Origin of the sequence: Georgenia subflava, assembly GCF_009193155.1 — a bacterium.
Classification (GTDB): domain Bacteria; phylum Actinomycetota; class Actinomycetes; order Actinomycetales; family Actinomycetaceae; genus Georgenia; species Georgenia subflava.
In genome coordinates this window covers 256,702-281,148 of sequence record NZ_VUKD01000004.1, presented here as the reverse complement: position 1 = coordinate 281,148, position 24,447 = coordinate 256,702, and the positions used below count along the sequence as shown (strand labels likewise).

Sequence of the window (24,447 nt, the reverse complement as noted above, 5' to 3'; positions counted from 1 at the left end):
GAGGTGTGATCAACATGATGCGAGCAAGAAGATCCAGGACAGCAGGACTGGCGGTGACCGCTGCCGCCGCCGCGCTCGTGCTCGCCGCCTGCGGCGGGGCGTCCGGCGGCGACGCTACCGCCGGAGGCGGTGAGGAAGGCGGTTCGGTCACCCTGTGGATGTACCCGGTCATCGCCGACCCGACGGCGAGCACGGAGTACTGGGACGGCGTCGTCGACCGGTTCACCGAGGCCCACAGCGACATCGACTTCACCGTCGAGCTCCAGCCGTGGGACGGCCGGCTCGAGCGCGTGACCACCGCGCTCGCCAGCGGCAGCGGCCCGGACATCGTCCTCCTGACCCCCGAGCAGGTGAACCAGTTCGCCGAGGCCGGCAGCGTCCAGCCCGTGAACGACCTCCTCGAGGACGGCGTCGAGCCCTTCAACGAGAACGCCACCGGCTCGGTAACCGTCGACGGCGAGACCTTCGCGGTGCCGATCTACCAGACCGTGCTGGCACCCGCCTACAACACCGCTCTGCTCGACGAGCTCGGCCTCGAGATCCCGACGACGTGGGACGACGTCCGGGAGATCGCGCCGGAGGTCGTCGACGCGGGGTACAGCGTCTTCGACTTCGGCGCCTCGCCCGACGCCGCGCTCAACGTCACGTTCTTCCCCTTCCTCTGGCAGGCCGGCGGCAACGTCTTCACCAGGGACGGCTCCGACATCGCCATCGACTCCCCGGAGGCGATCGAGGCCCTCGAGTTCCTCGTCGACCTCCACGAGATGGGCGCGCTGGCGCCGGACACCCCGACCGTCGGCCACGAGCTCGAGGGCCGGCCCTTCTGGCTCGGTGACGCGATCATGCACTACGGGCTCGACCTCTCCCAGGTGCGCCAGAGCGCGGAGATCCTGGGCGAGGACAACGTCGTCGCCGGGATGCCGCTCACCGGCGAGGAGCAGGCGACCTACGGTGTGCCCGGCCTGCTCGCCGTCTCCCACGCCGCGGAGGACACCGAGGCGGTCGGCACCGTCCTGTCGTTCCTCTCCTCCCCCGAGGAGCAGGTCCAGCTCTCTGACGCGTCGGGCTTCTTCCCGGCCCGCGCCGACGCCGAGGTCGAGCACGCCGACGAGTACGCCGAGGTGCTGTTCGAGGCGAGCAAGGTCGCCGTCCCCGGCGAGATCCACCCCGAGTCGCCGCAGGTGCAGAGCCTGCTCGGGCCGAAGATCCAGGCCGCGTTCCTGGGCCAGCTGACTCCCGAGGAGGCCTTCACCCAGGCCGCCGAGGAAGCCCGCGCACAGATCGGCAAGTAGCACCGCCACCTCGGTGGGGCCGCCGCCATCGCCCGCGCGGCGGCCCCACCGGTCATCGACAGGAACGCCATGACACTCACCCAGGACCGCGCCTCGCGACAGCGCGACAAGCTGTCGTCGGGCGCGGCGCGACCGGGCCGGCCCCGCTCCGTCGGCGCCGCCCGGCGACGACACAACGCCATGACCGGGCTGCTGTTCGTCCTGCCGATGCTCACCCTCTTCATCGTCTTCCGGTACGTCCCGGTGCTCGGTGCGATCGGCATGTCCTTCACCGACTTCGACATCGCCGGGAACTGGGAGCCGATCGGCGCGGAGAACTACCGCCGCCTGGCCACCGACCCGCTGTTCTGGCAGAGCCTGCGCGCGACGGTGCTGTACTCGGCGATCTTCGTGCCGACGATCATCGTCGTCTCCCTCGTCGTCGCCCTGCTCCTCAACCGGCTGCTGTGGCGTCCGGGGCTGTTCCGTGGGGCGCTGTTCATCCCCTACGTGACCAGCTTCGTGATGGCCAGCATCGTGTGGGGCTGGCTGTTCAAGATCGACGGCCTCATCAACGCCTTCCTCGAGCTCTTCGGGATCGGCCCGCTCGGCTTCCTCCAGGACAGCCGCCTCGTGCTCGCCTCGCTGGCCACCGTCGCGACCTGGAAGGGCTTCGCCTACTCCATGCTCATCCTGCTCGCCGGCCTCAAGGGCATCTCGCCCGAGATCCTCGAGGCGTCGCGGATCGACGGCGCGAACCGGTGGCAGGAGTTCTGGCGTATCACCCTGCCACTGCTGAAGCCGGTGCTGCTCTTCGTCGTCGTCATCGAGACGATCATGGCGTTCCAGACCTTCGACACGGTCTACGTGATGACCGGCGGCGGGCCCGTGAACGCGAGCTACGTCCTGGTGTACATGCTCTACGACCAGGCGTTCGTCTTCCTCGACTTCGGCTACGCCGCGACGATCGGGATCGCGCTGTTCGTCATCGTGCTCGCGATCTCGCTGATCCAACGACTCGTTCTGGACAGGAGCAACAAGTGACGACCGCACCGGGCCTGGTCCGGCCCGTCCGCCCCCGCACCGCGCCGGCCGAGCCCACGGCCGCCAGGAGCCCGCGCCGCCAGATCGGCCTGATCATCACGCTGACAGTGCTGTCGCTGCTCACTCTCGCGCCGTTCGCGGTCATGATGATCGTGGCCCTCTCCCCCGCCGGCGAGCCGACGATCCCGCACCAGTGGCCCTCCCGCCTCACCTTCGAGAACCTGCAGTCGGTGTTCTCCCAGCAGGGCTTCCTGCGCTGGACGCTCAACAGCGCGATCTACGCGGTCTCCACCGTCGTTCTCATCCTGCTGACGGCGTCGATGGCCGGGTACGCGTTCGCCAAGAAGCGGTTCCCCGGCCACAACATCGTCATGTGGTCGATGCTCGCCATGCTCATGGTGCCGATGCAGGTGCTCCTCATCCCCTACTTCGTCATGATGAACAACCTCGGCGGCGTCAACACCTACTGGGGCCTCATCGTCCCGTCGCTGGCGAACGCCCAGGCGGTCTTCCTGCTGCGCCAGTTCATCGCCGAGCTGCCGGACGAGCTCTTCGAGGCCGCCACGCTCGACGGCGCCTCCGAGTGGCGGATCTACGTCCAGCTGGTGCTCCCGCTGTGCAAGCCGATCCTCGCCACGCTCGGCATCTTCGTCTTCCTGTGGCACTGGAACGACTTCATCTGGCCGCTGGTCATCACCCAGAGCGCCGAGATGCAGGTGCTCACCGTCGGGCTGGCCAGCATGCGGGGCGCGAACGTCAGCCAGGCCGAGGTGATGTCGGGCGCCGCGATCAGCGTCGTGCCCTGCCTCATCGTGTTCGCCTTCGCCCAGCGCTACCTCATCAACTCGATCGCCTCCAGCGGGCTCAAGGGGTGACCGGACGATGAGGAACATCAGGGCTGCGGCCGTCTCGGCCGCCCCGCTGGCCGCGCTCCCCGGGGCCACCCCGCAGGAGACGCTGGACGCCATGCGCCGGCACTGGCGCGACCGGCTCGACACCGTGCTGCCCGACCGGCCGGACATCATCGTGCTCCCCGAGCACTGCGACCGGCCCCGGGGCGCGACCTTCGAGCACGACTTCTACCGCGAGTACCTCGAGCTGCGCGGCGAGAGCACATTGGAGATGCTCGCCGACGTCGCACGCCGCCACCGCACGACCATCGCCTACCCCTCCCACCGGCAGGACGCGAGCGGCGCCTGGTTCAACTCCACCCAGGTGATCGACCGCGACGGCAGCGTCGCCGGGATCTACGACAAGGTCTTCCTGACCATCGGCGAGCACGAGATCAACGGGCTGCGGCACGGGCGCGAGGCCGTCGCCGTCGAGCTCGACTTCGGCCGGGTCGCCCCGGTGATCTGCTTCGACCTCAACTTCGAGGAGTTCCGCGAGCAGGTGGCGGCGCTGCGCCCGGACCTGCTGCTCTTCAGCTCCGCGTTCCACGGCGGCTACCTGCAGGAGCACTGGGCCTACACGATCGGCGCGCACATGATCGCCTCGGTCTACCCGCCCGCCGTGTCCGGGATCCTCAGCCCCACCGGCGAGCACGTCGCCCGGACGACGAACTACCGCGACGAGGTCGTCGCCAACATCAACCTCGACGCCCGTCTCATCCACATCGACCACAACCACCCGAAGTTCGCCGACATCAAGGCCGCGTACGGGCCACGGGTGCGGATCCACGACCCCGGGCTCATCGGCGTCGTGCTGCTCATCTCCGACGACGACGCCGTCACCGCGGATGACGTCATCGCCGAGTTCGAGCTCGAGCCGGTGCTCGACTACTTCGACCGGGTCCGCGCGCACCGGGACAGCGTCATCGCGCGCGCCTCGACCTAGTCGTCACGCACTTCCGCGACCGCGGAGGAACCAACAAAGGGGGACTCAATGAGGAGATTGTCCGCATTCGCGGCGACGCTCGGCCTCGCCGCCGCCGTCGTAGCGACGGCGGTGCCGAGCCACGCGGCAACAGGCACCGTCGACGAACCACCGGAGATCGTCGACCACGGGACCGTCCCGCTGACCGCGACGACGGTGGCCGGCGCAGCCGCCGGCACCATGCCGGACGGCACACCCCGCCTGTGGGCGGTGGTGAGCGGCAGCCCGGCGTACCTCGCCGAGATCGACCCGCTCGCCGGGACGGTCGAGAACACCTACCCCATGCCCGGCGCCTCGGGCGGCTGGGGCGTCGACATCAGCAGCGACGGCACCGTCTGGGCCACGTCCTACATGGACGCCTCGCTGTACTACCTCGAGCCCGGCGCGACCGAGGTGCGCAGCGACGGCCGGCCGACGCCGGAGACCAGCTTCGCCTGGCAGGTGGACACCGACGCGGACGGGGTGGCGTTCACCGGCACCTTCCAGGGCTGGGCGGACTCCCCGCTCCCGCCGGGACACCTCGCGAGCTACGACCGCACCACCGGTGAGTGGCGCGACTACGGCTCCTTCGGCGAGGGCATGAACTACGTGCGCAGCACCGCCGTCGTCGGCGACACCGCGTACGCCGGTACCGGCACCGTGGCGGGGCTGTTCGCCGTCGACATCGACTCCGGCGACGTCGCGGAGGTGCCGCTGCCCGACGGGCGCACCGACTGCACCTTCGTCTACGAGCTGGCGGCCGCCGACACGGACCTGTACGCCAAGATCGAGTGCCAGGGCGCGTACGTGGGGTACGTGTACGACACCGTCGCCGAGGAGTGGTCGGAGCCCATCGGTGCGCTGAGCAGCCAGTCGGTCGGCCAGACCGCGGACGGGCGGACCTGGTTCGTCCTCGCCGGCAACCTCGCCTACCGCACGCCGGCCGGCGAGGTCGTCGACACCGGGCACGCCTTCGGCGCCAAGGGCGTCGGGGTCACCACGGACGCCGACGGCGCCGAGTGGGTCGTCGGCATGTCGCACCGCGGCCTCGTGCACCGGTACGAGGTCGCGACCGGCGAGGCCGAGCCGGTGCCGGTGGGCCTGGACAGCACCTCGGTGAACCCGCGCGCGATGGCCGTCGGCCCCGACGGCCGGATCCACGTCGGCGGCTACCTCTCCGGCGGGTTCGCGACCTTCGACCCGGCCGCGGACTCCTGGACCTTCGAGCGTGGCCTCGGCCAGGCCGAGGGCATGGTCGCGCACGACGGTCTGCTCTACGCCGGGGTCTACCCCGGCGCGCGGCTCTACGAGATCGACACCTCGATCCCGCTCGGGGACGGCAACCCGCGCCAGGTCCTGGAGCTGCGGGAGACCACCCAGCAGGACCGGCCGTTCGGGATGGCCTCCGCCGGTGACCTCGTCGCCGTCGGGACCGTCGGCGGCTACGGCGTGCTCAAGGGCTCGCTGACGCTCTACGACCCCGAGACCGGGACCTGGGACGAGTACCACGACCTCATCACCGACCAGAGCATCATCACGCTCGAGGAGCACGACGGCGTCCTGTACGGCGGCACGAGCGTCTTCGGCGGCAACGGCATCGAGCCGACGCAGAGCGCCGGCGTCGTCTTCGCCTTCGACCTCGCCTCGCGCGAGCTGCTGTGGTCCACCCCGGTCGACGGCCTCGCCGCCACCGCGGTGACGATGGCCGACGGCGAGCTGTGGGCGGCGACCGTCGGGGACCTGCTCGTCCTCGACCCGGCGACCGGCGAGATCACCCACGAGCACGAGGTGGCGCCGTTCGACTGGGGCACCGTGCCCAACGGGCTCTGGCGCTCGGCGGACCTCGAGTTCAGCGAGGCCGACGGGTACATCTACGGCAGCGTCTTCGACCGGATCCTGCGGATCGACCCCGACACCCGCGAGGTCGACCAGCTGGAGGGCGCGAGCGGCATCAAGCTCGACCTCGCCCCGGACAACACGACGTACTGGATCGACGACAGGTCCCTGTTCTCCGCGACCTGGCCGGTCGACGCCGAGGAGCCGGAGCAGGGTGCGGCACAGGCCCTGGTGGACCTGGCCGCGGCTCTCGACGCCCACGTCGCCAACGGGGACGTCGCCGGGCCGATCGCCCACCAGCTCGCCAACGCGGTCACGCAGGCGCAGCGGCACGTCGAGGGCGACCGGACCGAGGCCGCGACGCGGGCGGTCGACCGCTTCGTCCGCCACCTGGACGAGCCCAAGCGGCCCGACACGCTGAGCGAGGCGGCCCGTGACGACCTGCGCACGCAGGCCGTGAGCATCCGCGAGCTGCTCGGCTAGAGCTGCTTCAGCGCCGCCGGCCCGGTCCCCGTCGGGGGCCGGGCCGGTGGCGTGCCGGCGCCGGGTGCGTCAGAGGTGCAGGCGGTACCGGATCCGGGGGCGCCCGGCCCGGTCGCTGCGGTCGGTGCCCTCCCGCTCGGCCATGCCGACCAGCTCGAGGCGTTCGATCACCCGTCGCGCCTCGCGGGGACGCAGGTCGAGCATCTGACCGATCTCGAGCGAGGTCAGCGGCTCGTCGCCGTGCGTCTTCAGCGCCTCGTGCAGCGACGCGAGGGTCGTCACGCTCAGCCCCGCCCGCTGCGCCAGCACCCGCGGCGGGATCGACTCGATGGTGTCCTCGGTCAGCGGCATCGCCAGCACGACCGGCGCGCCCCCCGTCCCGCTGATCACGGCCCCGACCGGGCCGAGCTCGCGCGCGCCGGCGAGCGCCGTCGCCGCCTCCCGCAGGCCCTGGTCCGCCGTCGGGGCGACCCCCAGCCCGACATGGACCTGCGCCGACAGGTCGGCGAGGCGCCCGAGCATCGGAAGCGTGGTGAAGCGCGACGTCGCGGCGAGCAGCGGCCCGTACGTGAGCAGCACGGTGTGGACCTCGCCGCTGCCGGGCAGGAGCGTGCCGCCGAGAGTCGTGACCTCCTCCTCGAGCGCGCCGGTCTCGGCCCCCTCGACCAGCCCGACGACGACGCGGGCGTCCGAGGCCATCACCGTCGACATCCCGACCAGCAGCTGACGCAGCGCCACCTGCACCGAGGTCGCGTGCGGGTAGACCAGGCGCACCTCGTGCCCGGCGTCGCCGAGCTGGGTCCGCACCCGCGGGTCGGCCGTTATGGCCACCGCTCCCCTGGTCCTGCGCGCGTGCTCGCGGTGGAGCTCGACGGTCTCCGCCTCGGAGAGCGCGTCGCGGCGCTCCGGGGCGGTGACGTCCGTCGTCGGGATGTCGAGCTCGGCGTAGAGGTCGGCGACCTCGCCTGCGTCCAGCGCATCGATGGAGGCCCGGGCGATGTCCACGCCGGCCAGGGTGAGCCGGAACATCATCTGGACGAGGGCCGCGCTCGCGTGCTCGACGTGCCCGGTCGGCATGCCGGGGAGGAGCTCCTCGACCCGCCGCCGGACGCGGCGGTCCGCGGTGAGCACGCCGTCGAGGCGGCGACCGTGCTCCTGGAGGAGGTCGTCGAGCTCGGCCGGCGAGTCGTAGGCGATGGGGACGCCCTGGACGCTGGGCTGCTCGTGGACGGCCCACATCATGCCGTCGATGAAGTCGCGGTGCCCGACGATGCCGATCCGGTGCGTCATCTGGGGCCACCCGCCTCCACCGTCGACGGGATCGAGACGAGGTACGTCGCCGCCGGGCGGCCCCCGGAGCCGTTGACGGGCTCGACCGAGCGCTCCGCGAGCCCGGCGTTGTCGAGCTGGTTGAGGATGCGCCGGGCGCTGCGGTCCTGGATCCCCAGGTGCCCGGCGAGGCCGCGGGCGGTCATCGGGTTGGTCGACCGGCCGTAGTCGAAGATGCTGCGCAGGTTGCGCACCGAGAGCCCGGCGCGCAGGGCCAGCGACTCCAGGTCGGTGTCGCCTCCTCGCTTGTCCGCCGCCCCGCCCGGCTCACTCGCGACGTGCACGAGGTGCACGCCGTGCCGGCCCATGACGACGGCGGACCGCTCGCCGAGCAGCTGGGCGCGCTTGAGCGCGCGGTCGGCCAGGCGGCTCGCCTCGGCCGCGCTGAACGCGATCCCGAACCCGATGCGCAGCCGGCCCGGCACCAGGTCGGCGTCGTCGACGAGGGGGAAGGTGGTGAACGTGCGGGTCGCGCTCTCCAGACCGCCGCGGGTGCTCACCAGCACGGTCGCCGGATTCATCGACACCCAGCCGTCGAAGTCGCCGCTGAGGGAGGCGAGGAGTCCCGGTGCGTCCGCCTCGACATGGCCGATCGCGATCTGGGCCCCCTCGGCGTCGCGCTCCTGCACCTCGACCACGAGCGCGTCGACGGCGCTGTCGATGACCTCCCGCAGCGGGCGCATGAGGACCACCGGGGTGTCGGGTGCGAGCGCCTCGGCGACGTCGGCGGCGCAGGTGACGGCGAGCTCGGCCCCCGCCGCGACCCGCTCCCGGTGGAAGGCGGCATAGTCGGCGGCGGTGAGGCCGGGCCTGAAGGGCAGGACGTCGACCGCGTCGATGTCGCGCATGTCGGCGCCGGCGTAGGCGCGGGTCACGGACGCGTCGGACATCGTGTCGATCGACACCCTGGTGATGTCCCGGCCGGCGCGCAGCGCGGTGATGAGGACCTGCTGCAGCGCGCCGGCGGTGTAGATGACGTAGGCGGCGGGCCGGTCGAGCAGCCCGGCCGCCTCGGCCTCGTGGTGGGTGTGGATGTCGGTGAAGAGCCACGCGTCGGCCGCCGGCTCGCCCTCACCGAGGTGCGCCTCGAGGGCGGCCACGGTCGGGAACCGCGACGTGCGGGTCACCCCGGTCCCGGCGTCGACCGCCGTCGCGATGATCTCGGCCACGTCACCGTGGCCGACCACACCGATGTGCACCACGCTGATCACCGTCCTTTCATCACGTTGCGCGTCACCCTATTGTTCTCCGCCGCCGCGCGGTCGGAAGCCGCACCGGCGGCGGCGTGCGGCCTCCGGCCCACGTCGGCTGCTCCTGGTCGCGCGGCGGCTCCGCGCAGCCCGCAGCCGTGAGCCTGCGGAGATCGCATCGGAGTCGCTCCTGCAGTCCGTCGCGTACCGCTCCTCGGCGTCGGGACCGCCCGGATCGGCCTCGCGCACCGCCGGGGTGCGCGAGGCCGATCCGTCACAGACTCGATGCTGACCTCAGGCGGCCGAGTCGTTCACCTCCTCGAGGAGATCCAAGATCGTGACCGCCTGCCCCCGCAGGTCCTCGGCCGCGTCGGCGTCGAGGGTGTCGGGGAGCTTCGGGTTGTCGACGTGGCGGACGAACCGCTCCATCGCGCCGACCGCGGGGCCGACCCTGTCGCCGTCGAGGTGCTTCTGCGCCTGGTCCAGGGCCTTGGCCAGCTGGTGGGCGATCGGACCGGCCACCGCTCCGGAGGCCGTGTGGTCCTGCAGCGACTCCTCGAGCGAGACCATCGCGGTGGCCGGGTCCGTGACCACGTCCTCCTCGACGACGCCGGAGTAGATGGTCCGGCCGACGACCCAGTACTTCGTCCCGTCCGGGGCGACCCGCAGCTTGCTGCCGGTCGTGGGCTCGGGCGTGACGTCCGCGAAGGTCTCGACCTCGATCCGGTAGACCGAGCTGCTGGTGGACAGGTAGAGGTGCTCGTCCGACGGGTCGTACGACAGGTCGCTGATGTGCCAGCGGCCACGCAGCGCCGTCGACTCGACGGGGTCGATCTCCCCCTCGCGCAGCACCTCGCCCGTCTCGGGGTCGATCTCGAAGACGTGCCCGACCGTGGCGCCGAACAGGCGGCCGTCGTCGCCGAAGGTCAGCGAGCCGACCCCCTTCTCGCCGGCGATAGCAACCGTCTCCCACAGCAGCTCCTCGGCCTCGACGTCCCAGGCGAACACGCGGCCGTCGTCGTCGATCGGCGTGGAGCCGTTGCCGCCGTAGATCGTCGTGCCGCCGTAGATCACGCCGTCGCGGTAGGTCAGCGAGATGACGCCGTGCTCCTCGACCGGCTGGTAGGCGGTGTAGCTGCCGTCCGTCGGGTCGACGAGGGTGAGCGCCCCCTGGCGCAGCCCGTAGCCGGCGACCGAGCCGACGGCGAGCTTGTCCTCGACCGCCACCAGCCCGAAGGGTCGGTCCTGCCCCTCGATGCGCAGGTCGACGACCTGACGCGCGTTGGTCTCCGACCACTCCTGGGTGGGGTCGTACTCGTAGACCCGGGCGCTGGGGTAGACGCCGATGTAGGCCTTGCCGTCGAGGAAGGCGAAGCTCTCGCCCTGCCCGAGCTCCGGGAACCACTCCCAGGCGCTGGCCGCCGGGTCGTAGATGCCCAGCCCGCCGCCGAAGCCGACGCTCACGTGGTAGCGGCCGTCCGGGCTCATCCCGGAGGCGCGCACGCTCTCGCCCAGCTCGCCGGTCATGCCCTCGGGCACGAAGTACTTCGACTCACCCGTCTCCAGGTTGAGCTGGCCCATGTCGCCGTTGACCGACAGGCCGATGACGGTGTCGTCACCGGTCACCGGGTCCGGTGCGATCGTGAGGAACTTGTTGACGAAGAGCCGGCCGATGTCGCGTGCCTCGAGCTCGCCGGTCACCGGGTCGAAGCGGTGCAGGACGTGGTCGGCGACGAGGTAGACGTCGCCGTCGTCGGTCGGCTGCGAGACGGTGCCGTAGTAGTTGGGGATGACGTGCTCACGCCACTCCTGGGCCACCGTGTCGTACACGTAGCCGACGTTCTTGAGCTCGCCGCAGTTGTTGAAGCGGACGTAGAGGTCGGTGCCGACCTCCTCGAGCCCGTAGACGAACTGGCAGGTGCCCAGCGACTCGGGGAACGGCACGCTCTCGAAGGCGCCGCTCGCGGTGTCGACCCGGTACAGGTGCGGGTCGGTGGAGCCGGTGCCCACGTAGAGCTCGTCGCCGACGGTCTCGGTCGAGCGGATGTAGGTGTCGGCGTCCTCGAAGGGCCCGTAGCTCTGGAACTCCTGGGCCTGCGGGTCGTAGCCGAACGCGTAGGCGGGCGCGGGCTGCTCCGGCGTCCACCCCTCGAACGTCCCGCCGTAGACGTTGCCGTCCGCACCGACGTCGAGCTCCCAGATGAAGCTGGTGCCGGGCATCGGGCGCTCGGTCCGTGTGACCTCCGTGGCGCCGTACTCGAGCGAGTAGAGGCGTCCGGCGGTGTGGCTCGCCGACCACACGGTGCCGTCCGGCGCCACCTCGGTGCCCCAGGAGCCGATCACCCCGGGCATCGGGTAGGAGGACAGCACCTCGCCCGCGAACGGGTCGATCTCGACGAGAAGTGCGTCGGGCGACTGGTTGAGCACCGCCCACGTGCGCCACTCGCCGTCGGGCATCTGGACTGTCGACGCGGACCCGACGACGACCTTCTGCGCGTCCAGCGTCTCGTGCGGCACGCCCCACTGGTCGTCCGCCGGCTCGTCCGCCTGCACGGCGGGCGGCGCCAGCACCGCCATGCCGAGCGCGGCTGCGAACGCCGCACCGGCTCGCAGCCCCTTGGTTGTTCTTACGCTGACCATCGTTCCCCCTGTCGACCTTGACTTGGCGTGCCCATCCTTACGGACAGGACCGAAAGGCGCAAGGGGCCTCGTCTGATCGGAGCGAACATGGCGTTCGACACGTCAGAGGGGTGCGGTACTCTTTTCGGCCTAGGCGCAAACCCAGACCCTGAGCACGTCAACCGGTGGTGACTGTGCACACCGTGCGGCGGGGCGCGTGCACCCGGCGAGTGGCACGCCGTGGTCGGTTGCGCGCCGCGCAGCCGGTGCACAAGGTGCCACTCAGCGGGAGAGCAGACGGCCGGTTCCGCGCGCGTTGGGCGTCCGCTCAGGTGGCGCGCACGCGCAGCGCGAGGACGAGCGCCCACGCGGCACCGGCGAGGGCGATCCCCGCCGCGGCACCGAACGCCCACGGGATGCCGACCGACTGGGCGACGACCCCCAGGAGCATCGGGCCGATGCCGAGGCCCAGGTCGATGCTCGCGCTCGCCGTCCCGGAGGCGGCCCCGCGCTCGTCCGGGCCGGCCTTCGCGAAGATCGCGGCGAACAGCGCCGGCGTGCTGAACGTGATGCCCAGCCCCATCACCGCGGCGCCGGCGACGGCACCGGCGGGCGTCGGCGACAGGGCGAGGACGAGAAGCCCGGCGGCCATCGCCGCGAGGGCGGCGGCGCCGAGGCGCAGCGGGGGGAGCCGGTCGGGCACCGTGGCGAAGGCGATGCGGCACACAACGACGACGACGCCGTAGGTCGCCAGCGGCAGGCTCGCGTTCTCCAGCCGCACGGTCTCGGCGTGCAGGGCGGCGAAGGCGAGGAACCCGCCCATGGCCACCACGGAGGCGAGGAACACGAGCCCGACCGGGACCGACGGCCGGTGGATGAGCTTCCGCTCCCCCGCCGGGGCCGGGCCGGGCGTGCGCGTCTCCCCGACCAGGACGCTCAGTCCCGCGGCCACCGCTGCGAGCAGGGCTGCTGCCCACCAGGCGGCCGTGAAGCCCGCGCCCCGCACGAGGAGCTCGCCGAGCGGCGGGCCGGCGGTCAGGCCGAGGTAGAGCCCGAGCGAGTTGTAGCTGAGGGCCTCGCCGATCCGGTCCCGCGGCGCGATGTCCATCAGCGCGGCCACGGCGGCGACGAAGAAGGCCGCCTCGGCCAGCCCCAGGACGAGCCGCAGCCCGACGACGCCGGCGAGGCTGCCCGCCAGCGGCATCAGTGCCATGCAGACGGCGCACAGCAGCGCGCCGGCCAGCAGGAGCGGGCGACGGCCCCGGGTGTCGGTCGCCCGCCCGGCGAACGGCCGGGCCACGAGCGCGACGACGGCGAAGGCCCCGAACGCCAGGCCGGCGCCGGCGGTGTCCGAGCCGAGCGGCCCGGTGACGTACAGCGGGAGGGCGTAGACGGCGACGCCCGCGGCGGCGAAGTACGCGAGCTCGGCGAGGCCGAGCAGGACGAACGGCCGCGTGAACAGGCGGGCCCTGCGCTCGGTGCGGAGGGTGTCGGTGGTGGACATGCCGTCAGGGTGGCTCCTGCGCTCGGCGCGGCGCATGGGTAGACCTACCAGTGTTCGAGCAGCCCGTGCTCCATGGCGAACAGGGCGGCGGCGGGCCGGGTGCTGACGCCGATGCGCACGTAGATGTCCTGGACGTGGTGCTCGGCGGTGCGCGGCGAGACGCCGAGCCGGTCGCCGATCTGCCTGTTGGTCAGGCCCTGCGTGACCAGCCGCAGCACCTCCACCTGCCGCTCGGTCAGGCCGGCGACGCCGGTGACCCGGGCGGGTCTGCGGTGCCCGACGGCGTGCAGGACCGCCGTCACCGCGTCGGGGTCGAGCCGTCCTTCCCGCGCGGCCGAGCGCAGGCCGGCGGCGGCGTCCGCGGCGGACAGCCCGGCCCGGTGCGGCCGGTCCTCCACCGTGGAGCGGTACCGGTCCGCCGCGGCGAGCACGCGGGCGCCCATCGACAGGTCCGCCGTGCGGAGCCCGCGGTGGTAGCCGCTCCCGTCGCTCCGCTCGTGGTGCTGGGCCGCGATCGTGGCGACGTCGGCGAGCGACGGCGAGCGCGAGAGGATCCGCTCCGTGTAGTACGGGTGCAGCCTGGCCTGGTCGCGCTCGGCGGCCGTGAGCGGCGCCCGCTTGGCCCAGATCCGGCTCGAGACGCCGATGCGGCCGAGGTCGTGGACGTGGCCGGCGATGCGGACCCGTCCGGCGTCGGGCAGGCCGATGAGCTCGGCGGCGTCCCCCGCGAGGTCCGCGACGGCGGCCGAGTGCCCGTGCAGCCAGGGACTCTTGAGGTCGACGACGTGCCCGAAGGTGCGGGCGACGCCGGCGAGGTCGCCGTCGTCGATGTAGCGGACCGGGTCGGGCTCGGCGGAAAGCGCCGCCTCGAGCGGGTCGAGGGCGGCGGGCGAGGGCGGCGTGTCACCACGGGCGGGGAGGTCGACGAGGCCCTCGAGGAGGCCGAGGTCGAAGGCGGCGACGACGTCGGGGTCGAGGTGTCTGCCGGAGCGGCGCCGGAGCTCGGCGAGCGCGTCCTCCGGCCCGGCGTGGAGGGCGAGGAGGACGGCGGTGCCCGCGACGTGCATGATCCGCGTGGTGAGCGGGACGTCCTCTCCAGCGGTGTGGGGCGGGTCCTTGCCGTCCCACCTGGCGGTGACGTGGGCGAGGGTGGTGGCGACGTCGTCCCCGAGCCCGAGGTTGCGGACGGCGTCGCGCGCCACCTCGCAGGTCGCGACCGGTGGCGTCTCGTCGCGCGCGGTCCGTGCCATGGCGAGCAGCGTCTGCGCCCGTCCCCGCCCCGAGCCGGCACTCACCCCGGGCACGAAGGTGCGCAGGACCTCGGCGGGTCGGTCGAGGTCGGTGAGGTAGCTGGCGCGGACGACCGAGATGTCGTCGCCGAACGCCGTCGCCGACTCGTAGGAGTACGCGGTGCACCCCAGGTGCTCGAGGAGCGAGGCGTACAGGACCACCCGGGCGTCGTCGTCGGAGCTGCCGACGGCGCGCGCCAGCCGGACCGCCACCACGGATCGGATGAGCGACTCGTCGAGCGGCGAGCCGGCCCCGAGGTCCATGGCGCCGGACAGCCCGCCGAGGATGCCGAGCAGCCGGATCACCCCAGCACCGTGGCACGAGCGCGCGGCCTCGGCAACGGTGCGGCGGGGCACTTCCTCGTCGGCGCCTCTCGAGCCCGACGCCGTGCGCTCTGGTGGGGTGACGCGCGGGCGTGCCGACGTGCCAGACTGACGGCTGCCGCCGACCCGCCGACGCCACGAGGAGCACCGTGCCGAAGAGTCGCAAGAGCCGTAGGAGGGGCCCGGGCCGCACGCCCCGACAGGTCACGATCCCGCGGCTTGTCGAGGAGTTCGCCGCCAGCCGGGAGGCTGCCGGCCAGGACGGCGACGACGCCTGGGTGCTGCAGCCGCTCGCCGAGCTCAAGAGGGACCTGCTCGACAGCCCCGACCCCACCGTCTGGCGGTCCGACGAGCTGGCCGAGCTCCTCCTCGACGTCGTCCCCCGCAAGATCCACCTCGACGCCGACGACCGGGACCTCCTCGTCCCGACGCTGGCGGACTTCTTCGCGTTTCTCGAGGCCGGCGGTCGATGGTCGGCGCGCTCGACGCCGCGGGCCGAGCTGGTGGCGGACCTCGCACAGCACGAGCCCGCGATCCGCGCGGCACTGGCAGACCCGGGGCGCCGCTCGATGGGCGGCAACATCATCGACTTCGCCCTCTCCCAGGGGCTCGACGTCAGCGACGACGCCAGCCTCGGCAAAGTCATGGAGATGTTCAACGCGCTCAGCTACGAGGAGCGGGCCGCGGTCACCGAGACCGGCCGTCTGCCCGGCGCCGCCGCGCCGGGCGGCACCGGCGCGGGCGGGGACCACGCCGGTGCCGCGTTCGGCCTCGCTCCGGACGGCAGGCCCCGGCTCTCCGTCGTCCCGGATCTCGACGAGCCCGACTGGCCGGAAGGGGAGGACCCGGACGACGTCGAGCTGGCCGACATCTGGCCGGGCTTCCTCGGCGACCCCCTCGACCCCGACTACGAGCCCCCGGCGCTGTCGGCCTCGGAGCAGGCCGCGGCCCTGGCCGGCACCGAGCTGGTCCGACGCGCCGACCTGCTGCTCGACTGGCTCGGGACCGGCAAGAAGGTCACGAGCACCGGTGCGCTGCGGCAGGCCGACACCGCCGAGGTCGTCCGGCTGCTGGGGCTCGACCCGCCGCCGGTACGGTCGATGTGGGACGTGCCCGAGCTGACCCTCCTGTGGGCTGCGCTGATCACGGGCGGCTTCGTCGACGTCGGGCGGACCACCGTCCGTCCCGCGACGGAGGCTGCGCCGTGGGAGCCTCACGGAGGGCTGGCCGACCGGCGCGTCGAGGCGGGAACGGTGCTCCTCACCGCCGCGCTCACGGCGTTCCTCGCGCTGCAGGAGGACGGCACGACGATGGCCCACATGGCACCGATGACGTTCCTCGCGCTGACCAAGGCGACGCAGCCCGGCGGCGTCCACCTCGCCCCCGACGGTCACGACGACGACGTCCTCGCTCTGCTCGTGCACGCCGACCTCGTCGCCCTTGCGGCCGCCGGAGTGCTGAGCGTGAGCGACGACCGGTACACCCTCGTGCCGCAGCTGCTCCCGATGCTCGACGTCGTCATGCACCAGGTGTTGGAGTCGCTCGCTGCGCGCTGAGTACGCACAGACGGCGGGAGATCAGCCAGGGACGCCGGCCAGCTCCGCGAGACTGGCGAGCCCCGGGCCGGCGTGGGCAGCCATCCGGCTGAGCGACTCGTCGAGGCCGGGCGTGCGCTCCTCCGGGATGCGCGCCGGGTTGAGGGCGACGCCGTCGGCCCAGGCCTTGACGTCCGGCGCGGACCCGAACGACCTCGCAGCCCGGGCGCCGAGGACGGTCATCCTCGCCCAGCCGGCCAGCGTGTCCGGCAGGGGCGTCGGCGGGCACAGCTCGTTCTTCTCCGCGTCGTCGGCGCGCGTCGCCTCGACGTAGCCCGCGAGCGCCGCACCGAAGCAGGGGAACCCCGCGCGGATCGGCTGCAGCGTGATCGCCGTCGGCCCCCAGAGCGGCACCAGCGGCGGGTACTTCAGGCCGGACGCGGCGCAGTGCACGACCAACGCGTCCCGCGCGATCTCGACCTCTCCGCCGTCGAGAGTGAGGCGCCCCGGCTCCACGAGCCGGACGTACCCGAGGCGGACAACGTCCTGGATGGTGCGCAGCTGCTCCAGCTCCCAGGTGGCGAGGGTGGGCGTCTTCGCCATCGTGGGCATGACCGCCCGGTCGATGCGCAGCAGGACGCCGGCCTCCTCGAGCCGGAGGAACAGGTCCTCCAGCGAGTCCGCCGACTCCGCCGCCGCCATGACGTCGGACACCATCCCGATGAAGACGGCCGGGTCCGGCTGGACCATCGCGCGGTTGAGCATCCATGGGTCGCGGGGGCGCACCCAGCAGATCGCGTCGGGGTCCACTCCCCGGGCGAGCAGCCAGATGCAGGCGTCGGTGGCGGTCTTGCCGGACCCGACGACGACGTACCGGCTCGGCGCCTCGGCAACCTGGGCGAGGTCGTTGACCGGGATCACCCGCGCGCCGTCGGCGACGTCGAACGGCGGGGGTGTCGTCGCCGGGATGTCGGGTGCGAGGTAGTGGGCGTCGACGATCCGGCAGCCCGGCCCCACGGTCAGGCGCCGGCCGGAGACCCGCGAGACAACCTCGCCGTGCGCGTACTCGCAGCTGGGGTAGAGCTCGACCTTGCCCGAGGCGACCAGCCGGTCGGCGAGCACGCGACCGTAGTAGGCGCAGATCGCGGGGGCGGTGGCCCGCTCGGCCAGGCCGGCCTCGGGGCCGCGCTCCTGCACGCGGCCGCCGCCGAGCAGCGTGGAGGCGACCCCGTAGAACGCGGACGCCTGGTGCAGACGCACGAAGGGGTAGGCGTCGAGCCAGTGCCCGCCGGGGCCGTGCCGGCGGTCGACCATGGCCACCCGCACGTCGGCGTGGTCGATCAGCGCGTCGGTGAACGCCATGCCGGTGGCGCCAGCACCCACGACGAGATAGTCCGCGTCGACGGTGACCGTCACAGGTCAACGGAAGCACTCCGGCCCTGCCGTGTCCAGGTGCGACGACCCTCCGCGCGGCCGCGGGCGATCTCCGCTCGGCCGCACGTCACCCACTGTTCTTCTGAACTTCTTTCCGGGTACGCCGGTCTCGTAATTCGCCGTCACCTTCGCACGCTTCACTGCCGGTGTCGCCAGCCGCGACACCGAGTCGGACCCGGTCCGACACTCCTGACGAAAGGAACGCCCATGCGCGTCCGCGCCCTCCCCGCCGCAGGACTCCTCACCATCGGAGCCGTCGCCCTCGCCGGCTGCTCGAGCGCCTCTTCCGGCGAGCCCGCGTCCACGGCCGTCGCCGGGTCCGCCATCACCTTCGCCACGACACCGCTGGGCGACGACCCGACGGCGCAGAACCCGGTCGAGGCGTTCGCCGACCTCATCTCGGCGGAGACCGGCCGCGAGGTCGAGATCGTCGACGTGCCCGACTACACGGCCGTCGTCGAGGCGATCCGCAACCACCACGTCGACATCGGCTTCATGAGCGGCTTCCCGTCGGCGCTCGCCGTCAACACCGGCGAGGTCGACGCGCTCGTCGCGTGGCCGGGCAACGACGACCCCGTCTCGACCTGCCTGGTCCTCGCCGACTCGCCGCTGCAGGCGCTGACGGACATCACCCCCGAGACGGTCGTCGCGTTCGCCGACCCGGCCTCGAGCTCGGGCTACTTCATGCCTGTCGCGACGCTGCACGAGGCCGGCCTGGAGAAGGACGTCGACTACACGTCGCTGTTCTCGGGCGGCCACGACATGAGCTTCATCGCACTGCAGGAGGGACAGGTCGACGTCGCCTGCACGTCCACGATCTTCCCGCAGATGGCCGGGATGGGAGACCCGATGTTCCCGTTCGAGGAGGGCGAGACCCGATCCATTGGCGAGAGCGCGTCGATGCCCGTGGCCGTGACGGTCCTCGCCGACCAGGACATCGCCGACGACAAGCGCGAGCTGCTGCTCGAGGCGCTGCCTGAGGTGTTCGTCGACGAGAACGCCGAGGCGCTCGGCGTGATGATGGAGGCGATGCAGGGCACCGAGCCGATCCTCGAGCCCTCGTCGGACATCTTCCAGCCGTTCGTCGACATCGCGGCCGTGGCCGACGTCGACATCTCGGACCTCGGCTGAGTGCGGCGGATGACCAGCATGACCACTCCCGCGACCCGGGCCCACCCGGTCGGGAGCTCCGCTCGAGCCGCCGCCGCGGCCACGACGGCGACCGCGCCCACCACGACCGCCACGGCCACGACCACGGCCATGGCCACCGGAACGCCCGTGGGCCCCGCCGTCGGGCCGCCCCGGCTGCCGCTCGTGTCGGTACGGGACCTCAGCGTCGCCTACGACGACGGGCCCGTCGTGCTCGACGGCGTCGACCTCGACCTCTTCCCGGGCGAGATGGTCGCCCTGCTGGGCTCCTCCGGGTCCGGCAAGTCGACGCTCATGAAGAGCCTCACCGGCTTCGCACCGATCACCGGCGGCTCGGCACGCGTCGTCGGGTACGACCTGACGAACCTGCGGCGCGGCCAGCTGCGCGACGTGCGCGCGTCGGTCGGGCAGGTCTTCCAGCAGTTCAACCTCGTCGGCCGGCTCAGCGTCCTCACCAACGTGCTGACGGGCGCCCTGCACGACGCCGGCCCCGTCAACCTCGTGGGCGGCTTCTCCGGCGTGCACCGCAGGCGGGCCATGGAGCTGCTCGACCGGGTCGGCATCGCGCACAAGGCCACCGCCCAGGCCCGTACGCTGTCCGGCGGCCAGCAGCAGCGCGTCGCGATCGCGCGTGCACTGATGCAACGGCCGAAGCTCATCCTCGCCGACGAGCCCGTGGCGTCGCTGGACCCGAGGATGTCGCACGACGTCCTCGACCTGCTGCACGAGATCGCCCGCGAGGACGGCATCCCGGTGCTGGTGAGCCTGCACGTCATGACGCTCGCGCTCGAGCACTCCGACCGCATCGAGGGCATGCGCCACGGCCGGATGGTCGTCTCGGCTCCAACCGCGCGGGTGGATACGACCGACCTCGCCGCGATCTATGACGACGAGGGGGCGGACGGCGATGTCGACGCTGCTTGAGACAGCCCGCACCGGCACGCGCGGCAACAAGGCCGCGCCGGCGCCGCAGCTCGACCCCCGCGAGCGCGAGCGCCTGGAACGCGCGTTCACCGTGCCTCGCGCCCGGTTCCTCCTCGGCCTCCCGGTGGTCGTCGTGCTGCTCCTGTGGTCGTTCGTCGGCGCCGAGTTCAACGTGGCCAAGCTTGGTGAGGGGGCTGTGAACATGGGCGAGTTCCTCTCGCGCCTGTTCCCGCCGACCTGGGACAAGCTCGGCACGATCGTCGAGCTGCTGATCGAGACGCTGCAGATGGCCATCGTCGGGACGGCCCTCGGCGCGGTGCTCTCGCTCGTCGTCGCGTTCGGCGCGGCGTCGAACATCGCCCCGCGGTGGCTGTACTACCCCACGCGCTGGACGATGAACGTCATCCGGTCGCTGCCCGACCTCGTGTTCGCGCTCATGTTCGTCTCGGCCGTGGGGCTCGGCCCGTTCGCGGGCATCCTGGCGATGACCATCGGTTCGATCGGTTCGATCGGCAAGATCTTCGCCGAGGCCATGGAAGCGGTCGACGCCGGCCCCGTGACCGCCGTGCAGGCGGTCGGCGGCTCGAAGCGCCAGGTCATCCAGTACGGCGTCCTGCCGCAGTCCGCCCCGATGCTCGTCTCCTACACGCTCCTGCTCTTCGAGGGGAACGTGCGCGGCGCGACCATCCTCGGCATGGTCGGTGCCGGCGGCATCGGTCTGGAGCTCACCACCGCCATGAAGATGTACGACTACGGCCACCTCAGCGCCATCGTCATCTGCATCATCGTGCTCGTCACGGTCATCGACCAGGCCAGCGCCGTCATCCGAAGGAAGATCACATGACCGCCGTCATCGACCCCACCGTCCCGCTCACCGCCCCTGTCAACCTCCGTGACCTCGGCGGCATCGAGGTCGCCGGCGGCACGCTGCGCGCGGGAGTCGCCATCCGCGCCGACGATCTCACGACCGTCACCGAGGAGGTCGCCGACCAGCTCGTCGCCGGTGGGCTGCGCGCGGTGGTCGACCTGCGCTCGACCGCCGAGCTCGACCTCACGGGCCGCGGCCCGCTCGGGACGAGGGCGGCGGTCACGTACCACCACGTGCCGTTCCTCGCCGACATCGGCGCCGCGGCCGACATCGACGCCCTGGACCAGCACGCGTTCGGTCACATGTACCTGCGGATGTACGAGAGGGCGTCGGCCCAGATCGTGACGGCGCTGGCGGTCATCGCGCACGCTCCCGGCGCCGTGGCCTTCCACTGCGCCGCAGGCCAGGACCGTACCGGCGTGCTCGCCGCGTCGCTGCTGCTCGCGCTGGGCGCGAACCGCGAGGCGATCGTGGCCGACTACGCCCGCACCGGGCCGAACTCGGCGGCGATCATGGCACGCATCGGGCCGATGATGACTCCCCTCCTGCGTCGGTTCGGGTTCGACCTGGACGACGCAGCACGCGCCGCCCTGCGCGAGGAGTTCTCGGACGCACCGATGCGCGAGTTCCTCGACGGCCTCGTCGAGCGTCACGGCGACCCGCTCGCACCGCTGCACGACGCCGGGCTCACGGAGGGACTCATCTCCCGCCTGCGTGAGCGGGCGCTCGGAGAATGACGACCCTCGAGCACCCGGTCCGGGCCGCGGCTGATCCCCGCGGCCCGGGCCGTCCGCGGGCCGTGGGCCATGACGGCCGGATCGTCGACGCCGCGATCGAGCTGCTCGAGCGCGGGGAGGAGATCACCGTCCGGCGGGTCGTCGAGCTGAGCGGCGTGAGCCGTGCTGCGATCTACCGGCGCTGGCCGAGCATGACCGACCTCGTCGCAGCGGCCCTCGACCAGGGGCGTGAGCCCTACGACATCCCGCTCGAGGGTGACCTGCTGGAGAACGTGCTCGCCGCCTTCACCTCGTCCACGCAGACGACGGGCGCGACCTACCCCGAGGGTCGCTTCCGCCTACGGCTCCGGCTCGCGATGACGGATCGCAAGCTCGCTCAGGCGTACTGGCGCTCGCACGTGGCCCGGCGCCGTGCCGGACTGGTCGCGCTGCTGCGAGCGGGGATCGACCGGGGCGAGCTCCGCGACGACCTCGACCTCGACGCGTGCATCGACCTGATGACGGGGGTCTTCTACTACCAGTTCGTCGTGCGCGGCGTGTCCTTCGAGGATCCGGACGCCATGGCGCGCTGCGCCGACGCCATCCGCGTCGCCTGGCGAGGGATGAGCACGTCCTGAGGCAGTCGACGGCTCGAAGGTGGCCGTTGCGGATGCGAACATGCTGAACGACCAGAACCGGATGCGGTGCCCGCGGCCAGGTGGACGTCTTCTGTGAGCGATCCGCCCCGATCAGGCTCCCCAGCCGCCACCGTCGGTGCCGGGCGGGCCGCCGGGCACTGATCCGCCCCGATCAGGCTCCCCGGCCGCCATGGTCGGTGCCGGGCGGGCCGCTGAGCACGGTGGGGACGAACTCGAGCAGCTGCAGCCGGCCGTCGAACGTGCGGCTGCCGACCATCTCGAGGGCGACGTCGGGGTAGCCGTCGTAGATCCGCTCCCGGCCGGTGCTGCCGGTGATCACTGGGAAGACCACCACCCGGAACCGGTCAACCAGGCCGGCCCCGAGCAGGGACCGGCACAGGCTGAGGCTGCCGAGAGTGCGCAACGGCGTGGTGCCGTCGCGCTTCATCTCGCGCACGACCTCGACGGCGTCCTGATTCACCAGTCTCGTGTTGGCCCACCACAGCGGCTCCTCGAGCGTCGAGGAGAAGACGACCTTGGGCATCTCTGCGATCTGCTTGAAACCCGGGTCGTCCGGCATCTCGGCCGCGAACCCTGACATCAACCGGTACGTGTTCGCCCCCATCAGGGTCGTGTGCTCGTGCTCGGACGGCTCGTCGAGCCACGCGAGGTACTCGGGTCCCTCGAGTCCCCAGAACCCGGGCCAGCCCTCCGCGGCCGCGTAGCCGTCCAGGGAGGTGATGCAGTCGATCATCAGCTCGGACATCGTTGTTCCTTCCAGGGTCGTTGCCGTGGCACACCATGTGGTCCTCACGCCCGCCTGACCAGGGGTACCGGAGATCAGGCGCTGAGAGCCTTGCGTCGCACTGCGGAGAGGTCCCGCTCGAGCCGGTCCAAAGCACTCCGCAGATCGTCCGTCGGCGCGAGCGACTGCAGCAGCAGCTGGCGCGCAACGGTCGAGACCGGAAGGCCGCGGTCCTGAGCCAGTGCAGTGAGCTCACCGAGCTCGTCCTCGTTGAGCCGGATCTGCAGGGTCTTGGCACGGACGTGGCCGCGAGTCACCGTCACGTCGGTCCGACCGGACGCAATCTGGTCAGCCTCCGCTGCTTCAGCTTCCGCACCCTCGGCGTCGAGGAGGTCCTTGATGTCACTGATCGCAATGTCCTTCCTGGTAGATCCCCCTGTCCCGCGAGTTCGATCGCCAGGCGTTGAACAAGAGCGGTCCTCTGATCGCCCTGGGGTTCCCGGGCTCTGGTCGGGCAGTAGGTAGGTAGATCGGACGTCGCTCAGTGGGTTGGGCGCACCACGCCCGCATGCCCTGAGGTCTCACGCAGTCGGTCGAGCGTCATTGGTGAGAGATCGATGCGACTGGCGCACCGTTCCCTCACCGATCGTTGGACTCCGCGTCCACGAACGCTAGTACCCCGGAGGCCTCACGCAGTCGGTCGAGCGTCATTGGTGAGAGATCGATGCGACTGGCGCACCGCTTCTTCACCGATCGTTGGACTCCGCGTCCACGAGTGCCAGAACCCCGGGGATCTCACACAGTCGGTCGAGCATCATTGGTGAGAGATCGATGCGACTGGCGCACCGTTTCCTCACCGATCTCCGGGCTCCTCGTCCGCGAGGGCGAGGACTGCCCGCGCCTGCTCGACCATGGCGACGTCGAGGAAGGTGCCGTCCGCCAGGGCGATCGCGCCGACCCCGTCGGTACGAGCTGCGCCGACCCGTTCGACGACGGACCGCGCGCGTGCGACCTCCTCGTCGCTCGGCCGGAAGGCCGCGCGGATCGGTGCCAGCTGGGCCGGGTGGATCGCGGAGCGACCGAGGAAGCCGAGGGCCTTGCCGGCCCGGCAGGACTCGACCAGGCCGGCCTCGTCACGGACGTTGGTGAACGCCGACATCGCCGGCGAGGGCAGCCCGGCCGCCCGGGCCGCGTTGACGACCCGGCCCCGCAGCCAGGCCAGCCCGGCGTCGTCGCTCACCCGCAGGTCCGAGCGCAGGTCCGCCTCGCCGAGCCCGAGCGACGCCACCTGCTCGGACGCCGTCGCGATCTCGAAGGCCCGCTCGACACCGAGTGCCGACTCGATCAGCAGGTGCAGCGCCCGCCCCGGGAGCCGGCCGGCCAGGAGGGCGACCTCTTCGGCGGACTCGACCTTCGGCACCCGGGCCGCGACCGCGGCCGGCAGCGCCGCCAGCGCGGCGACGTCGTCGTCGTGCCAGGGCGTGGCCCGGTGGTTGATCCGCACCTGGACAGGCCGGTCGACGTCCGCAAGCAGCCGGGACACCTCCGTGCGGGCAGAGTCCTTGCGCGCGGGGGCGACGGCGTCCTCGAGGTCCACGATCACCACGTCGGCCTCGGACGCGAGCGCCTTGACGACCCGGTCCGGCCGGTCGCCCGGCACGTACAGCAGCGTGATGACCGGGCGGGTCATCGTGC

General features: G+C 72.1%; 20 protein-coding genes. 11 read left to right on the top strand and 9 right to left on the bottom strand.

The annotated features are described in order from the left end of the window. Positions 1 to 53 precede the first annotated feature (53 nt). From GD748_RS14705 to GD748_RS14685, 5 genes are all read left to right on the top strand, one after another. The gene (locus GD748_RS14705; protein WP_193312960.1) at positions 54 to 1,292 is read left to right on the top strand and encodes an ABC transporter substrate-binding protein; all 1,239 of its coding nucleotides are present in this window, start codon (positions 54 to 56) and stop codon (positions 1,290 to 1,292) included. A gap of 69 nt (positions 1,293 to 1,361) precedes the next feature. Then, positions 1,362 to 2,315 carry a carbohydrate ABC transporter permease gene (locus GD748_RS14700; RefSeq protein ID WP_152195968.1) on the top strand — a complete coding sequence of 318 codons (954 nt, stop codon included), beginning with the start codon at positions 1,362 to 1,364 and terminating at the stop codon, positions 2,313 to 2,315. Beyond that, positions 2,312 to 3,190, top strand: a complete 879-nt coding sequence (locus GD748_RS14695; RefSeq protein ID WP_226921405.1) for a carbohydrate ABC transporter permease — start codon at positions 2,312 to 2,314, stop codon at positions 3,188 to 3,190. Before GD748_RS14700 ends, GD748_RS14695 begins: the two co-directional genes overlap by 4 nt. A gap of 7 nt (positions 3,191 to 3,197) precedes the next feature. Continuing rightward, positions 3,198 to 4,151 carry a carbon-nitrogen hydrolase family protein gene (locus tag GD748_RS14690; protein ID WP_152195967.1) on the top strand — a complete coding sequence of 318 codons (954 nt, stop codon included), beginning with the start codon at positions 3,198 to 3,200 and terminating at the stop codon, positions 4,149 to 4,151. A gap of 48 nt (positions 4,152 to 4,199) precedes the next feature. Further along, entirely contained in the window at positions 4,200 to 6,488 is a 2,289-nt protein-coding gene (locus tag GD748_RS14685) for an FIMAH domain-containing protein (protein ID WP_152195966.1), read from the top strand. 69 nt (positions 6,489 to 6,557) lie between these two features. Here the strand turns inward: GD748_RS14685 and GD748_RS14680 are convergent, their stop codons facing one another. The 5 genes from GD748_RS14680 to GD748_RS14660 all read right to left on the bottom strand — a co-directional run bounded on the left by GD748_RS14680 (position 6,558) and on the right by GD748_RS14660 (position 14,725). After that, entirely contained in the window at positions 6,558 to 7,778 is a 1,221-nt protein-coding gene (locus GD748_RS14680; RefSeq protein ID WP_152195965.1) for a hypothetical protein, read from the bottom strand. Beyond that, entirely contained in the window at positions 7,775 to 9,028 is a 1,254-nt protein-coding gene (locus GD748_RS14675) for a hypothetical protein (RefSeq protein WP_152195964.1), read from the bottom strand. The genes GD748_RS14680 and GD748_RS14675 overlap by 4 nt, the downstream gene beginning before the upstream one ends. 273 nt (positions 9,029 to 9,301) lie before the next feature. After that, on the bottom strand, positions 9,302 to 11,647 hold the full coding sequence (locus tag GD748_RS14670; protein ID WP_152195963.1) for an FIMAH domain-containing protein: 2,346 nt from the start codon (positions 11,645 to 11,647) through the stop codon (positions 9,302 to 9,304). Positions 11,648 to 11,954: 307 nt separating this feature from the next. Continuing rightward, complete coding sequence (locus GD748_RS14665; RefSeq protein ID WP_193312959.1) at positions 11,955 to 13,130, bottom strand: MFS transporter; 1,176 nt, start codon at positions 13,128 to 13,130, stop codon at positions 11,955 to 11,957. 44 nt (positions 13,131 to 13,174) lie between these two features. Continuing rightward, complete coding sequence (locus tag GD748_RS14660; protein WP_152195961.1) at positions 13,175 to 14,725, bottom strand: HD domain-containing phosphohydrolase; 1,551 nt, start codon at positions 14,723 to 14,725, stop codon at positions 13,175 to 13,177. Positions 14,726 to 14,892: 167 nt separating this feature from the next. Between GD748_RS14660 and GD748_RS14655 the strand changes: the two genes are divergently transcribed. Next, positions 14,893 to 16,299 (top strand): hypothetical protein, encoded by a 1,407-nt coding sequence (locus GD748_RS14655; RefSeq protein WP_152195960.1) that lies wholly within the window; start codon positions 14,893 to 14,895, stop codon positions 16,297 to 16,299. A 21-nt stretch (positions 16,300 to 16,320) separates the two neighbouring features. On the opposite strand, the gene GD748_RS14650 is transcribed toward GD748_RS14655, so the two are convergent. Next, positions 16,321 to 17,694, bottom strand: coding sequence for an NAD(P)-binding protein (locus GD748_RS14650; protein WP_152195959.1), 1,374 nt, complete (start codon positions 17,692 to 17,694; stop codon positions 16,321 to 16,323). 225 nt (positions 17,695 to 17,919) lie between these two features. Here GD748_RS14650 and phnD point away from each other — a divergent pair, with 225 nt between their 5' ends. The 5 genes from phnD to GD748_RS14625 all read left to right on the top strand — a co-directional run bounded on the left by phnD (position 17,920) and on the right by GD748_RS14625 (position 22,007). Then, positions 17,920 to 18,843, top strand: a complete 924-nt coding sequence (phnD, locus tag GD748_RS14645; protein ID WP_152195958.1) for a phosphate/phosphite/phosphonate ABC transporter substrate-binding protein — start codon at positions 17,920 to 17,922, stop codon at positions 18,841 to 18,843. A gap of 129 nt (positions 18,844 to 18,972) precedes the next feature. Further along, entirely contained in the window at positions 18,973 to 19,785 is an 813-nt protein-coding gene (locus tag GD748_RS14640; protein WP_152196220.1) for a phosphonate ABC transporter ATP-binding protein, read from the top strand. After that, positions 19,769 to 20,629, top strand: coding sequence for a phosphonate ABC transporter, permease protein PhnE (gene phnE / locus GD748_RS14635; protein WP_152195957.1), 861 nt, complete (start codon positions 19,769 to 19,771; stop codon positions 20,627 to 20,629). The genes GD748_RS14640 and phnE overlap by 17 nt, the downstream gene beginning before the upstream one ends. Beyond that, a complete protein-coding gene (locus GD748_RS14630) occupies positions 20,626 to 21,390 on the top strand; it encodes a tyrosine-protein phosphatase (RefSeq protein ID WP_152195956.1) in 765 nt (254 codons plus the stop codon). Before phnE ends, GD748_RS14630 begins: the two co-directional genes overlap by 4 nt. Continuing rightward, positions 21,387 to 22,007, top strand: a complete 621-nt coding sequence (locus GD748_RS14625) for a TetR/AcrR family transcriptional regulator (RefSeq protein ID WP_152195955.1) — start codon at positions 21,387 to 21,389, stop codon at positions 22,005 to 22,007. The genes GD748_RS14630 and GD748_RS14625 overlap by 4 nt, the downstream gene beginning before the upstream one ends. A 172-nt stretch (positions 22,008 to 22,179) precedes the next feature. Here GD748_RS14625 and GD748_RS14620 read toward each other — a convergent pair whose 3' ends face one another. The 3 genes from GD748_RS14620 to GD748_RS14610 form a co-directional block, all read right to left on the bottom strand. After that, a complete protein-coding gene (locus GD748_RS14620; protein WP_152195954.1) occupies positions 22,180 to 22,773 on the bottom strand; it encodes a dihydrofolate reductase family protein in 594 nt (197 codons plus the stop codon). Between the two features lie 74 nt (positions 22,774 to 22,847). Next, positions 22,848 to 23,075, bottom strand: a complete 228-nt coding sequence (locus GD748_RS14615) for a hypothetical protein (RefSeq protein ID WP_226921401.1) — start codon at positions 23,073 to 23,075, stop codon at positions 22,848 to 22,850. Positions 23,076 to 23,605: 530 nt separating this feature from the next. Beyond that, on the bottom strand, positions 23,606 to 24,442 hold the full coding sequence (locus tag GD748_RS14610) for an HpcH/HpaI aldolase/citrate lyase family protein (protein ID WP_152195952.1): 837 nt from the start codon (positions 24,440 to 24,442) through the stop codon (positions 23,606 to 23,608). Positions 24,443 to 24,447 lie beyond the last annotated feature (5 nt).

Coding starts and splice junctions, on each gene's coding strand:
- GD748_RS14700 (WP_152195968.1), top strand. CDS start 1,362: ATGACACTCACCCAGGACCGCGCCTCGCGACAGCGCGACAAGCTGTCG.
- GD748_RS14690 (WP_152195967.1), top strand. CDS start 3,198: ATGAGGAACATCAGGGCTGCGGCCGTCTCGGCCGCCCCGCTGGCCGCG.
- GD748_RS14685 (WP_152195966.1), top strand. CDS start 4,200: ATGAGGAGATTGTCCGCATTCGCGGCGACGCTCGGCCTCGCCGCCGCC.
- GD748_RS14680 (WP_152195965.1), bottom strand. CDS start 7,778: ATGACGCACCGGATCGGCATCGTCGGGCACCGCGACTTCATCGACGGC.
- GD748_RS14670 (WP_152195963.1), bottom strand. CDS start 11,647: ATGGTCAGCGTAAGAACAACCAAGGGGCTGCGAGCCGGTGCGGCGTTC.
- GD748_RS14665 (WP_193312959.1), bottom strand. CDS start 13,130: ATGTCCACCACCGACACCCTCCGCACCGAGCGCAGGGCCCGCCTGTTC.
- phnD (WP_152195958.1), top strand. CDS start 17,920: ATGCGCGTCCGCGCCCTCCCCGCCGCAGGACTCCTCACCATCGGAGCC.
- GD748_RS14640 (WP_152196220.1), top strand. CDS start 18,973: ATGGCCACCGGAACGCCCGTGGGCCCCGCCGTCGGGCCGCCCCGGCTG.
- phnE (WP_152195957.1), top strand. CDS start 19,769: ATGTCGACGCTGCTTGAGACAGCCCGCACCGGCACGCGCGGCAACAAG.
- GD748_RS14630 (WP_152195956.1), top strand. CDS start 20,626: ATGACCGCCGTCATCGACCCCACCGTCCCGCTCACCGCCCCTGTCAAC.
- GD748_RS14625 (WP_152195955.1), top strand. CDS start 21,387: ATGACGACCCTCGAGCACCCGGTCCGGGCCGCGGCTGATCCCCGCGGC.
- GD748_RS14620 (WP_152195954.1), bottom strand. CDS start 22,773: ATGTCCGAGCTGATGATCGACTGCATCACCTCCCTGGACGGCTACGCG.
- GD748_RS14610 (WP_152195952.1), bottom strand. CDS start 24,442: ATGACCCGCCCGGTCATCACGCTGCTGTACGTGCCGGGCGACCGGCCG.